General features: G+C 35.5%; 6 protein-coding genes. All 6 read right to left on the minus strand.

Going from position 1 to position 14,393, the window contains the following annotated elements; all coding sequences use genetic code 11:
* Positions 1-5 precede the first annotated feature (5 nt).
* The gene (locus OM966_RS02895; RefSeq protein WP_264328743.1) at positions 6-638 is read right to left on the minus strand and encodes a WD_0853 family protein; all 633 of its coding nucleotides are present in this window, start codon (positions 636-638) and stop codon (positions 6-8) included.
* Positions 622-3,942, minus strand: a complete 3,321-nt coding sequence (locus OM966_RS02900) for a TrbL/VirB6 family protein (protein WP_264328744.1) — start codon at positions 3,940-3,942, stop codon at positions 622-624. Before OM966_RS02900 ends, OM966_RS02895 begins: the two co-directional genes overlap by 17 nt.
* A gap of 90 nt (positions 3,943-4,032) precedes the next feature.
* Positions 4,033-7,038 carry a TrbL/VirB6 family protein gene (locus OM966_RS02905; protein ID WP_264328745.1) on the minus strand — a complete coding sequence of 1,002 codons (3,006 nt, stop codon included), beginning with the start codon at positions 7,036-7,038 and terminating at the stop codon, positions 4,033-4,035.
* On the minus strand, positions 7,035-9,428 hold the full coding sequence (locus OM966_RS02910) for a TrbL/VirB6 family protein (protein ID WP_264328746.1): 2,394 nt from the start codon (positions 9,426-9,428) through the stop codon (positions 7,035-7,037). Before OM966_RS02910 ends, OM966_RS02905 begins: the two co-directional genes overlap by 4 nt.
* A 33-nt stretch (positions 9,429-9,461) precedes the next feature.
* Complete coding sequence (locus OM966_RS02915) at positions 9,462-11,987, minus strand: TrbL/VirB6 family protein (RefSeq protein ID WP_264328747.1); 2,526 nt, start codon at positions 11,985-11,987, stop codon at positions 9,462-9,464.
* Positions 11,980-14,385 (minus strand): VirB4 family type IV secretion/conjugal transfer ATPase, encoded by a 2,406-nt coding sequence (locus OM966_RS02920; RefSeq protein ID WP_264329030.1) that lies wholly within the window; start codon positions 14,383-14,385, stop codon positions 11,980-11,982. Before OM966_RS02920 ends, OM966_RS02915 begins: the two co-directional genes overlap by 8 nt.
* Positions 14,386-14,393: the final 8 nt, after the last annotated feature.

Below are 14,393 nucleotides of genomic sequence, written 5' to 3' on the forward strand. Positions count from 1 at the left end.
AAAACTCATCCGTTATTTTTTTCTGATTTGCTTACTGCATTAATTGCTTGACCAATCTCATCTTGTAAACCACCATAATCATTTCTTTCATCATGATTTATCCCTTCAATTCTGCTTTCTAACTCCAGCTTAATTATAGTATTAATTTTATCTATGTTATCGAGAAAGCTTTTACATTCTTCATCACTATACTCTTCGCCAGATGCTTTTTTTTCAACAAATAGGTTTTTAAATCCTACTAAATCGGAATTCTGATCGGTATTCAGTACAACATTTCTCTCTACGAAGCTAAGATCTGATAGTAATAAACTAACCTCTAATAGATCTTCACTTTTAATGTTTGCAAGATTATCAAGATTGTCTAAAATATTAAACACCTTAAGCCTTTCTTGTGCAATCTCTTTGTCTTCCTTATCAAATTCAGACAATAAACTATGATTATCTACAAATTTCTCACTCAAAGCTTTATTTAATTTAGTGAGGTCGATATTGTTGTCTGGTGTGTTGTCTAATAGTAGATCTACTCTTGCCCTACGCGCATTTAAAATGTCATCGTAGTCATTTAACTTTATATTACCATCACTGTCTTGCTGCAGACCATAATAATTTAATCCTTTAAAGTTATGATTCTTCGTCATTATCACCCCTGTTATCAGCCCTTTCATTATTCTCACGTTCTGTATTTTCTCCAAAAAGTAATGAGGTGTCGTAATTTTTGCCTTCTTGATCTCTTTCTTTTTTTCTTCTAGCTCTTTCAGCACGTTTTTCTATAGCTTCCGGAGTATTAGTGTATTTTTCTGTGCCTAACTCTCGTGCAAATTCATTTGATTGATCAGACTTATTTTCCTTTAGTGGTTGATCAAGCTTGTCTTTTTCTGGTTCTCTCTTACGTCCGATAGTGTAATCATGAAGCTTCTCTAAAAACTCTCTCCTATATTCTTTTGCTCTATAGAGTAGGTTATGATCATAGCCATGTTTTCCTATAGAATCAAGGCCGTGCTCCCAAGTAAACTTCATAGCATCTTCTATTGTATAGCCCAAATGTGACCCTACATATCCTTTATAATAATCTAAATATTTACCAATCCTTCTATGTGTAATATCTTCTTTATCAACTCCAAACGCCCTGTAAATTTTTTCCTCAAGCTTATCAATGTCATTTTCAGGCGATGTCACAAATTTTGTTGCTTCAATAGTAGCATTCACAAGTTTACGTGGCGCATCAATAGCATGTTTCAGTACACCTCCAACTCTTGGTATCCTACCCAGTAGATTAGCTGTACCTCCGGCTAATCTATCCGGTAAATGAGTAGCCCAATTACCTAAAGATTCTAGTTTTCCACCAATTGCGTCTTGCCAATAACGCCGTTTTAATTCTTCCATTATGCCAACCAAAGGCGATGCTTCATACATTCTAGATATATTGTAAACGCTGAATCCACCACCAGCTATACTTGGGCCCATTTGTTGTACGAACTCGCGTAAGGAGAACATTAAAAATGAAAGCAAGAATAGTACAAAGATCTCTCCTGCATTGATTAAATAACCTCTCTGTATGTCTTGCACCCTTTGGTAATCGCTATTATTTTGATAATCTTTATTTAAGTCAGAGAAATTTTCCAATTTACAGCTTTTATCACTTTCAATCACCTTTTCCACTAAAGACCTTATTTTACTTTTTAGATCTAGTCTTATGATACCATTTCTATAATCATTTATCATCTTTCGATAATTGTTGCATTCGGTTCCATCTTGTGTAGATTGACAGTAGTGCTTTGTTATTTCACTATCCATACTACCTATCTTTTTTTCTATATTGTTGATTAACAATAGGATATCAGCTTTTTCTGACGCATGGGATAAACTATTTGTTAAACGCACTAAATCTTTCGCACTACAGCTATTATCTACTACCATATCACTTTCTGCAATATAATGGTCTGCTGAATTATTTTTAGTGCCAGGAATTGGATTAAAGAAAGGGTAATCTATATAACGAAAACCTCTTTTAATGTAATCCGGTGGAAGAAGGATATACCCAGCACCGCCAGTAAATTTTATTGTACCACCTTCTCTGCTTATCTTTTCTATACCTTCTATGTTCTTATCTACGTTCAGCGGAGAAGCTTCTCCAAGAGTGTAAGGTACGAAAATTTGCCCTGGGGTCCAACCAAAGTACTGCTTATCAACGATACAAAAACCGCCAAACACCCATTTTGGAGCACATAACCTTACCTCAAACCATTTATTGTAGCATACAGTAAAACCTAACTGCCTATAAAAGGTATTCATTATAATGGAAGCCAGTAATGACAAGAGAGCAAATATCATAATCGACTGTAAACAAAAGCTGATGCAGAATTTTATCCAACCTTCAAACAGACTTTTCAGCGGTGAAAATAAAATAGAGATCAGGAACAATGGCATGATAGCTATAAGAAAAGCTATACCCATAAAACCAGAGAGAAATATTATGTAAGCATGTAAGCACAGCAAGAAATATAAAACTATCCCTATGAAAATTGCTGGTATCATAAGTAAGCTTGCCCACATTTGGTAATGTAAAAACGCTGCAAACTTTTTCCAAACAGAATAAGCAAAAAACTTATTGAACATGTCCTCCATGAAGCTAAACAACTTAATACGAGCAGCTTCATCTCCTTGAGCAATACTTCCGGTGTTTATGTTGGGAGCAAAATTAGTAATTATACTTATCAGTTGTTCAAGACCTTTAACGAATAGAACGAGAAAATGATCATAGAAAAATCTAAAACTTCCAGGAGATATAAGCACTATTACTAGAGTGATTTTCATCATTCTGATGAGCATATCATGCTTAGTTTCTCGTATCATGCCAAAAAGATAAAGAAGCGATGAAATCACTACAAATAGAACAAGCAAGGAAAGTACAAAATTATAAAAGCTCGTACTTTTTTCAGCTATATTTTCGAACATAGCTTGTGCAACTGCAGGATCATTGCTATTAAAATGTTCTTTGCAATTTTTGTTAATCAATAATACACATTTTAGATAATGATAAACTTCATTGAAAAATCCAAAGGTACCTGGTTTTTGTACTCCACCCAAAAACTCAAAAGAGTAGCCGCCTACATTATCTAGATAATATCTATCTAATATTTTTACATATATTTTCCATCCCTTTTCTAACTTCAACTCATTACAATTTCTGTCCTTTAATTTAGGGTTATCTCTGTCTAAAGTAAAAAATTTATTGTCGCCCCCTGCTGTGGAGTTATAACCTAGATGTACAGTAGGATATTGAGGATCGCGCATTAACTTTAGATTTTCGTTAGGATCATCTTTCCCCGTTTGAAACAAAAGATAAGCACCATGACCATTGGTAAACCAACATGGAGCACCACGTGATACTGTATTTGCGCTATCATCTTCATTAATGCACTTGCAATTTACAGTGCAACTTGCATTAGGCTTACTTGAAAATTTTTGTATGCTAGGTTTATAATCATTACAAACTAAGTGAAAGTCAGGTAGACTATTATCACCTGACTTGCCTTCAAATTTAGTTGCATATTTTAACTGCTCCAAGCTTTGTAAGGTATAACTGCCTTTTTTAGGTTCCTTCTTGTTATTATTACTCCAAGATGTCCATGCACCATTAACTCGCACTATTAAGCTATCTCCATTGGTTTCTAATCCAGTATCTTTCCACTTTACCACTTGGTTATGGTGGAAACCATAATTAATTTCTTCAGTTTCAGGATCAATAACTTCTCCATCTTCTGGAATAAACGCATCGTGGTCGCTTGAAAAATGAGCGCTTACTGCAATAGGTTTAAGACCAAAATAGTCAGCAGATATGCAACTTGGAAAAGGCATATCATTCTTACTACAACCTGTGATCAGCATATAAGCTGCAAGAAGTAATACCCTAAACCAACATTTGCCTAAGCGTGATTGCATATCTAAACTTTTTCCAAATATAGAAATAAATTTCTAAAACTTTACTTAAAATATCTTTTTAATTAGTTACTCCATAACATCATTCATATCTTACTTCTCTCCATTTCCTTCCTTGTTTTTAGCTTTATCACTAGGATCACTTCTTATTGTTTCATCAGGATTTTTTTGCTGACCTGATTGTTTTGGTGCTTCAGGTTTAGAGCTCCCCCTCTCCTTTTTATCAGGACCTTCTTGCTTACCTGATTGTTCTGGTATTTTAGATTTAGGGCTCATGGAATTATCCTTCACGTCAACTTCCGTCCGATCTTTACCCACTTGTTGCCTAATGTTCTGTATCATACCTTGGGTCTTATTATCAAGGCCAACAGCCGACAGTATAGATTGTGGTGCGCTTTCGGCAACTTTACCAACACTGTAAGCAACTCCCCAACCAGAGCTGAATAGTGCTTGTGCCATAGCTTCCGATATAGAAACAAAAGATTCCATTGCACTAGCAATAATTAAGTACATAAATGCTTGGATCAGATCTATGGGCAACGCTGCAAAGTGCCCACCAGCCCTTTCTCCGGTACTGAGTGCAACATCAACATTAGTGCCAGGACTGTATCCAAGAGGCAGTATTGATTTCATCGAGCACAGATCATACGATAAGAAATTTACGCTAATTAAACATTGATAGCATGCAGAAAAATTTGTGAGATTGTATAGAACTGAATACATCAACTGATTTAAAAGAGATAAAGATGAAAATAAAATAACTGGTTGTACTGCAACGTGAGCCAGCGTTTTTATCCAGTTATCAAACAAGGGTTTAGTCTGTTGAAATAAAATAAACACGATAAACAAAGGTGTTAATGACAGTAAAAACGCTACTAGAACAGTAGATATTACATATTTAAACGTAGCGCTAATAATGCATTTTAAAAACGCAAAAGTAGCGTAGAGTATTGCCGAAAATGCAATAAAGCCAAAAGGACCAGAGAGCATCAACGATAAAAACTTCAACCAAGTTTCTGCTGTGAATAATACTCCTGCTGTCAAGTCTAAGAATGCAAATTTTCTCCCCCCTTCCCCTATATAGCCAGAAAAGCTATCAACTAAATAAGTGCTACCATCTATAAAAAGTCTGGATAAAGTTGTACCAAAAAGTTCCCAGCTTCTATCGCTAAAGGCAAAAGCTATAAATGCTATCTTGAATATTCTTACAATGAAATCAAATTTACTTAGCTGTATTGTTCCAAGCATATAGCCAACGACAGTAAATATAACGTATAGAGTAAGCAAAGCTCTTACTCCTTGAAGAAGACCTCTTGCATATCCTTTGTATGAATCTTTAACGCTGTCCCCAATTACTTCTTCTTTTATAAGTTTAAATACCCCGTTTACATTCGATGAAATAAAATCATTAATTTTTCTTTTGACAAATAAAGTTACTGTGTACTTATTATTTTCATAATATTTGCCATTTTTGTCCGTAATGTCATCTCTCTCTACGTTGCTTACATCAATACCAAAATATATCTTCTTAGATTCTTCATTCTGAAAGTGTTCTCCGCTTATTACATCTAATATGGTGTACTCATCTTTTCCGTCTACTCTTTCTCTTACCACTTTAAAATCATTAGTTCCTACACCATGCAAATCTTTAGGTGGGTTATCACCTAAATATACATATAATTTTTCGCCATTAATGTATTCACATGATCTAGTCACTTTAACATGGTAACCGCCCCTATTAGCTTTATAGTGACCATAATCGGCAATAGCGAGCATCACACTACTACCAGATGTTACATTTTTTACTGTATAGTCACTATTTAATTTCAGAGAAAAATCCTCAAAATTATCACTAATTTGCGAACACACATTATCCTTTCTTGCACCTACTTCATTATCTGGAAGACATTGCATACCTTTAGCAGTACCTTGATTATCAAGATCACCAATTTTTGCAACAAGAGCCTCAGCCCAGGAAATATCTTCTTCAGTGTTTGATGTCAAATTAATGTTAATCTGCTTTGGATCCTCTTTGTTTTCTTTAATCTTCTTAAGCTTGTCTTCAACCTCTCTAAGGTGAGAATACATATCACATATATTTCCTTTATCGTACTTCTTATACCTTATAGAAGAGACACAATTCCGTTTGTTTCTTTTACTTGAACTCCAATTCCATATACCTTCTTTAGTATAACATATGTTCTGATAGTAACAGTTAAGCTCATAAGAGCTGTACTTTTTTATCTCGTTAGGATCACAGTTTTTTCCGTCGCATAGTTGTTCCAATCCTATTTTAGCGCGGCGTAAATCAAGTAGTGAACCATATCTCCATGGTTCGTTGTCTTGAATATAACCTTTATTAAAATGTACCTTATTATCATATGGGGTATACCCATTGCCAACTAGCACTTTGCTTTCCTTTGCTTTTGTTTTATCAAGAGGTAAAAATTTTATTTTATTTCTCTTTCCATCCTTGCCCTCACAAAAAAATTCCTCTCCCTCTTGCTTGCTAACATTCAATATTTCACTTGCTGACACTTTTTCACCTCCTTCTTCAGCTCTATAACAATTGTCATCAAAGCTGATACCTTTCCCTCCTGGATTGTCATAATCAATTGTTATTTTTCTGGGAACTAAGCTAAAGCTTAACCTGTCACCAGGACTTACTTTTATTCCAGTGTCTACATAAAGTCTATTGTTGCCAAATTCTTTACCGCCGCACAATTCGTTTTCATTTACGCCTTTTTCATCAACGCCATAATTATTAGGCACATCGTTAATATTTGCAGCTTTACTATAATTTGGTTCTGAGCCATCAGCACAAAAGCTAGCTGGCACAAGTACTTTCCTTGAATTTTTGTCTTCTTTAAAAGGGCAAAAATTTACTGATCCATCGAAGGTGAATCTGATTTCCTCACCCTTACTAATTACCTGACCAGAATCAACCCAATGAATTTTAACTCCTTCACCTGCTTTATGAACTGGAACATCCACATTAACGCTGGTGTTTCTGCTCTGTAACCCAGGCTCAACACAATCTATAGTACAACCAGTGATTGCAAGACACAGTATCAATAATAGTGATCTTTTACTTATCATTGCTGTTTTCCTGGTTGTGGTATCTGAGGCGTTGACCTTTGAGTCCCTTGTGGTATTTGAGGTCTTGACGCACCTGACTGTTGAGAAGTACCTCCTCCTCTTCCGCCTTCTGCTACTCTTCTTTGAACGCTTTGTTCATCTAACCCTACTATTCCCATTAAGCTTTGTTGATATTCTTTTCCAGGTTCGTTTTGCACATAAGCACCAAACAACGAGTCAGATATTGCCGAAGAAGCTTTAACTAAAGCTTTCATAGCGTGTCCCAAAATAACAAAAGCCATCATAGCGGTAATATTAGGTGTATATTTGGAAGCATAACCATAGAAGATACAAGGGTTAAAAATCTTTAGGTTAATACTAAGTATACACGTAGAGCAGACTTCAAAATCAAATACTGAATATATGATATAATCCATAACCTGACTTATCAGTGATATAAAAATTAAAAGCACTACTGGATGAATCGCAAATCTTGCTAAATTTTTAACCCAGTTGTGAAACATCTGCCTAGTATACGCAAATAAAAGACAAATAATAAAAATAGGTGCTAAAGAAAGCAATAACGCAACTATTGCTATAGATGTAATAAAAGAAAATAAGGCATTAAAAATAGATAAGCTCACTGTGATTAAACCCCAAATCACCAAGCAAAAAGATACAATGCCCAAAGGGCCAGAAAATATAAGAGATACTATTAATAATACTGAATGCGATGACAGAAATCTATTTAACGGCAAATCAAGAAACTCAAAAACATTTGAAGTAGTGCCTCTGAAATTTGCTATTTCTATTAACTGTTTTGGGGTGTTAGTAAAAATAGAAAATGCATTGTTATAAAAAAAATTCCAACTGTTGTCCTGCAGCAGCTGGGTAATAACTCCTATCTTTACGCATATAATTAGAAACTCATATATAGAAATATGAGTTAATCCAAAAAAGTAGTAAAGGGTATATAAGATTATGTATAGTACTAACAGCGATATTATCGTAGATCTAATGGTGTTTGTTTTGCTTGATTTTACAAAACTTTCGTAAAGATGCTTTGCAGGACTAGTATCAGAGTGAATCGCGTTGGAGTCTTTATAGCTGGAACCAAAAAATGCAGTTTTTACTTTTTCGTCAAAAAAATTATAGATTGCACTAAAAGTTCTTGTAGGTGGCTCTTTAGTTGTTAGGTTAATGCTAAACTGACCTTCATTTTTGTAATCGCAGCCATGGTCTCTTATTCCGTAATATATGGTGCCTGTTTTGTCTTTTAACTTTTCTTTTAAGCTTTCCATGTATTGAACGTCATGAACTTGGCTAATATCCACAGATATATCTCCCTGGGTTTCATCAGGGTTATGCTCAGGAAGTTTGTCAGAGACGCGTATATACAAGTTATTTTTTAGGCTATGGTTCTTTGTTACTCTTATGTTGAAACCACCCTTGCCAGTACCATCACCTAACGTAAAAATTAATTCTGAGTTTATTGCATGGCTATCACTTATCTCGTGATTACAACTAGTACATATACCACCATCTTGCGCATTTTTAAACTTTACACCATCCATGTGGACACGTAATAGTGTAATATCAGTTTTTACCTGTTTTTCCTTTAATACGTTACTAATAGTTTCAGCAATAGCAGATTTACCACTAGAATTTAAAGCATTGAATATCTCACCTTCTATACTATTGTATTCAATATATGCGCAACCTTTGTTTCTGCTGCCGGGAGGAAATTTACATATACGTCCGCAGAGTAAATTCAGAATGCGCGTATCTATTTTGCTTTTCTGATCACTTGAAAGCCCCCTGCAGTCTATATTTCCCCCTTCTTGTTGATCTAACTTCGAAAAATCTGAATCCCAGTACTCTTTTCCATTCAACCATTGCGCATCGCCTATTATATATTTATTAGGACATATTCCATCTTGAATACTACCTTGACATCCTTCTCGATTTAAAACATGTGCAAAATACTTCTCTTCTTGTTCGCTGCACTTTTCATTGATTTTCACGTACCTGATTTTTGTATCATCCTCTTTATCTTGACACACTTTACTACCAATTACACTAAAGCTTATCGTATCACCAGCTTCAAGTGCAAATGGTAATGTAATGTCATTTCTCCCAGGCCCAATTGCAAAATCTCCATACTGCTTAGGACAAAAATTAACCTTACTAGGCACTATATTAATCTCTGTTACGCTTCTTATCCCATCTGAGATGTAAACACCAGAGTCAACCCACTTCTGCTCTGTTGACACTGTATCTAGTTTTTCACGCAAGCCTGATAAATTTTCTGGCTTAATACAGTGATCCTCCCCGCATCCAGACAATAAAAAAAGTACCACAAAACTTATGCATAGCTTACCCAAGTTTTGGTTACTTAAACGTTTAAGCATCTGTTACTTACCTTAACTAGCATCACCGCCACCTTAGTTAATCTTTTCGCTGGAACCTTTAACACTATCTCCACCTCCTCCACCAGTACCTCTTGCCTTCTTGACAGCCGCAGCAGCAGCTTGACCAACACCTCCAGCAGCAGCTTTGGCAGCAGATAAAGCTTTGCCCACCATTTGTCCAGGTGTATGACCTAAGCCAAGTGCTGCTCTATGGTTACCAGCAAGTTCAGCAGCCATGTTAGGAAGAATGTTTAAAAAGTGGTAAAAGAGGAATAACACTAGACACAACTTTAATAACTCTCCGATGAGAGAGCTGCCAAACTCCATGTATGTAAAGTAGAATAGACCAAGTATGCTGCTCTTTTTAAAGCTATAATTTTGCATCATACATGCAAGAGTAGTTTCATTTTTATCACATTCACCATCCTTCAATTTGAACCACTGTTTTTTCTTACTATCTGAGGTTTCTGCTTGTTTCTTTTCATATGACTCGTCCAGTTCAAAATTTAAATTTTTAAAATAGATTTTATCACATGCTATGAACATAAAGGACAAAAACGCAAAAAGGATAACCTGGTATAAGCTATAGGTAATCAACTCTTTCACCCAGCCGTCAAAATATCCTTTAGTGTGTTGAAATAAAACCATAGGAATAAACAAAGGTGATAGAATAACAATTACATTTAAAGCAACTAGAGATAAAATAAATACATAGCACAGCCACAAAATAACCATCATCATCAGAACGGCCATAAATATACAGACAAGAGCTACTAAAATTTGTCCACCAGCGAAAATAATACCAATCACCGAACCTGCAACTAACAAGACAGGAGCAGCACCAAGCAAGACTGCTAACGTTGCAACACCTCCAGTACCAATTTTGCCACCGATTCCATCTAAAGGTGCTCCTAAATAAAATAAAATTCTGCAATCAAGCCTATCCCAAGGTGCAAGGTAGCTATAATTTCCTGTACTATATTTATAATCATTAGCTTCATAATTACATATTCCTTTACTTTCAGATGAAGCTTTCAATACTATTTCTGACAAACCATTTGAGAGACGAGTTAATTCTCCATAATAATAAGACATGGTACTGTCTGTTGTGAAGTAAATCACTAAAGCGAATTTAATAATCAACATGTACATTTCTTGTGGGCTGCGAACTCCACCAGACATAGCTTTTATAGAGAACAGTATTAAAGCTAAAACCAAAACAGCAGTTACAGTGTTTTTCAACCTCTTTTGTGCTACAGATAAGAAACTGCCCTTGTTATGTCCATCTTTATCTTTAAGTAGGCTGCCACTTGAATCAATACCTGCAACTAAATTATCTAACGATTCCTTAATGCATTGCACTATCATAGAAGTCACGGGAATAGGAGCTAATGATTTACTCCCTGCCTGGTTATAACAAGCTTCAGAGACATACGAGCTAAAACAGCCAGCATTATCATAACCTACAAAAACTTTTCCTTTTTCTTCCGTTTCCCTTATCAGAGTTTTGTAATCTTTCTTGGGATCAATTTCTATTGGCTTATCAGTATTACCACTGGCCTTATCCTTGAAAATCATCATAGATTTTTCACACATAGGAGCAGGTGGGTCAGGTGGCAATTCCGTGCACCCCATATCAACCCCTTGCGGCCAAGGAGTCATTTCGATACCAAGCATGCTCACACTTCCCAGCTCCACACACAACCTGCCCATTTTTTTTACTGCTTTAAATGTTGACCCATGTATGGTTTCGCTTTGCCCAGCTTTAAGAACTTTACATTTCAGCTTACCATCGACCATCGGGGACCATGAACCATCTACATATCCAGTATCTTTTTCCCTTACATCAAAGTCTATGTATCCAGGTTTTTCTCTGGAATCAAAGTCTTTCTTGTTAAAAAGATTACCAAAAGTTAAAGGATTTCGATGACATATTTCTATATATTCACTGTATTGCACACCGTTTTTTGGCCAGTAATAACTTTCTGTACTCTCCTGAACGTTAGAATTTAAGGCTTCTTTTTCTGCTCTTTTCCCGTCATAGTCTTTTTTGTTCACGCCTTCCCGAGCTTTATCTTGCAAACAAGAAAAATATTCATCTTCTGTTTTGTAATTTTTATTGGTACAGCCACTATAACGTGTGTCTTCTAATTTAAAATTTTTGTATTTTCCATCATGACCACGTGCAACTGGGTGTTTAACAAAACTATGTTCACAAACAACAAGCCCCCCTATTGCTTTCCAGACTCCAACAATTGCAGCTATCATTCCAACAATAACAAGAGCGGTAAACAAACCACCAGAAGAGACGATTAAGACAATGCCAGTAAATATTGTGCCAACAGCAATCGCTATTCCAGCAAGTGCTGCAGCTGTTTTAAAAGCTCCACAATCAGGATTAGAGGCACGACTAAAACTGCCAGTGGAATTAAATCTGCTAACAAATTCTGTCTTGTCAGTACCACTTACTCCATCTGCAAGCACTGGATATGAGAGTAAAAAGTCTATATTTAGTAAAAATATCGCAATTAATAGCAATGACAGCTTAGTCTTAAACATTTTTTACCTTCTGATAAAATATAGGCAACCATACTTTTGGGTTGTCCCCAACTTCATTTAATATATCGTGTAACAATAGAACACTTTCTGCACGTCCGGATAATACGTTGATTATATCATCCAGGTCTTTTAAGTCTATTCTAGCTACTACAGCATTAACTCCTTGTTTCACCAAAAAGAATCTAGTACTCGGATCTGTGTGCTTAATTAATATATATTCACGTTCAGTTAACATAAAAACATCCCGATAGACACTAGTAGCTTTCAGATTTGGTAAAAAAATCTGTGTCGCTGTTTGTTGTACAAGCGTATCGCTAATAGCACTTTTACTTGCATCCTCAACACTCTGAGTAGCAAAAATCACAAAAGCATTTAGTTTTCTCAGTACCTTCAACCAGTCTTTTATCTTGGGTGCAAAAACTGGATTATCTATTAATGCCCATGCCTCATCAAGAACGATAATAGATGGAGTGCCATCAAGAGATATACTAATCCTATGAAATAAATAAATCAATACTGGTCCAAGGGCAACAGGATCTTTGAGCAAGCTAGCCATCTCAAAACCAAATACTCTTGCTCGTGAAAAATCTAGCAAATCTTCTTTATTGTCAAATATTGCAGCATGAGAACCATTATCATGCCACATAGATATTGCCCCAGCTAGAGTATCAGGACCTGCAAGTCCTAAAAACGGTACAAGGTTTCTCAAGAACCTGTCTTCTTTTCTTAATTTAAAATTTCCTTCAATTGCATCATTAATTCGTGCAATATCTTCTGAAGTAAATTTATCATTATATACCGAAATTAAAGACTTTATCCACTCCATTAAAAATGTTCTATTATCAGAGGTGTCATCAAGTTGCAAAGGATTAAAATTTGTTTTAGTTCTTGGTTCTATTACAGTATAGATACCACCAAGTGCTCTTAAGAAAATCTCTGCACCGCGATCTTTGTCAAAAAAGAATATCCTTGGAGAAAATTTTATCGCTTGAGCACATAAGAAATTCATTAAAACAGTTTTACCAGCACCAGTTGGGCCAATTATCATAGTGTGTCCAACATCCCTTATATGAAAGTTGAAAAAAAATGGAGTACCAGATGTCGTGTCGAAAACTGTAACGGCATCTCCCCAGTGGTTATTGAATTTATTACCAGTAGGATAATTATGTTGAGATGCAAATCCAGCCAAATTAAGACTACTTATTGTAGCTTTTCTCACTATATAATCGAAATTACCAGGAATTTGCGCCCAAAATGCTGGTTCAAGGTTAACTCTCTCACGGACAGGGTAAACACCGCAATTAGAAAGCTCTGATTCTACCAACGACAGAGCGTTATCCAATGATTTAGGACTTTTTTCTATACATAAAATAGTCAGGTGATGTTGACCAAATGCAATCTTACCACTCGTTGCGTCATCAAGCGCTTGAGAAATTTCTGCTATTTGAGAAATAGCTTTATCTGCAGACTGTATCATTCGATTTTGCTGTATCTGCATTTTTCCAATCGCCATTTGCCTGTTTATAAATTGAAAAGATTGCGTAATTATAAACTCGTAAGGAAGTTGTAAAAACGAATCAAGCATTCCTGCAGAAGTATGATTTCCATATTCTTTGATACTAACTACTCCAGCATATTTACTCTCATTATGAGTCACAACCTGTATCATCTTACGGCCAAAGAATAACCTATGTACTGGTAAGTATCTTGATATTTCAGTTCTTAGCGGAAAAAGCGTATTTGTAACGAAGCCACAATTTACGATTCTAGATAGAAACTCCATTATTTCGCAGAACAAACCATCTGGAGTTTCTTTTACTCCAAGAATTTTAGGCGAATAATTTCTAAGGCTTGTCACTACACGATTTGTCGTTTCCTCTAAATCTTCATACGTAGCACGCATATCACTTTCCCAAGCATGTTTTGAAGTTACATGTCCGAATTTTTTTAGTAGATATGACAAAAATTCTACTCCTTTTGTGTCTGCTCTACGGATAATCGTAATGTATAGGTCATTAATAAATGATTGCCTTGTTGCGTGTTTTTCTCTCCATTTTAGATTTACGTGATTAGCGAAAAAATTCGGCAAACCTTGACTTGCAAATTCATCAGAAAAAATATTTTTTTTACGTCTGATAGTATGAAAATACAAACTAAATGCCGGAGATGAAATGCTTCTGAGCATCTGATTCCTGATATTATTTTGTATTATTAAATCCTCGTCATCCGCGGTTTCAAATGCAAAGCCACTTAATTTTATAACCTTAACCAACCAATTTTCTTTTGTCATCAAGGTTGTGCTATTCCAATAGCAAGAATAAGGAATAAATTCAGCAGCGTGAACTTCCCTGCTCAGAGTAGATTTACTCTTTGATTGAATAGCCCTAAACCTCAGCATCACACAAC

The sequence above is a fragment of the Wolbachia endosymbiont (group A) of Andrena hattorfiana genome (assembly GCF_947179565.1).
Lineage (GTDB): Bacteria > Pseudomonadota > Alphaproteobacteria > Rickettsiales > Anaplasmataceae > Wolbachia.